This window comes from Pseudomonas viridiflava, from assembly GCF_900602065.1.
Classification (GTDB): domain Bacteria; phylum Pseudomonadota; class Gammaproteobacteria; order Pseudomonadales; family Pseudomonadaceae; genus Aquipseudomonas.
Genome location: NZ_UWFN01000014.1, coordinates 1 through 325, shown reverse-complemented (window position 1 = coordinate 325; position 325 = coordinate 1). Strand labels below are relative to the sequence as shown.

The following is a 325-nucleotide window of genomic DNA, read 5'->3' as shown; positions in this document are numbered from 1 at the left end:
GTTCGAACACATGCGAGAGCACGGCGCGTTCGCGTTGAACTGGCAGGCCAACGGCTTGCATTACGGCATCCCGATTGTCATCGACCAGTGGCTGCTGGAGGGCCATGACGTGCTGATCAACGGTTCCCGTGCGCACCTTGAGCGCTCGCAACGCCGCTATCCCAATCTGCTGGCGGTGCTGCTGACTGTGGATCAGGACGTCTTGCGTCAGCGTCTGCTGGCGAGAGGCCGGGAAAGCCTGCCGGAGATCGGGGCACGGCTGGACCGCAATCAGCAATTTGCCGGTGATCTGCTGGCCAGCCACCCTGGCGTCTATCCGCTGGAC

Annotated in this window: 1 pseudogene; it reads left to right on the top strand. The window is 63.1% G+C overall.

The annotated features are described in order from the left end of the window. Positions 1–325: pseudogene (locus EE949_RS00065) on the top strand (phosphonate metabolism protein/1,5-bisphosphokinase (PRPP-forming) PhnN); the annotation flags it as partial.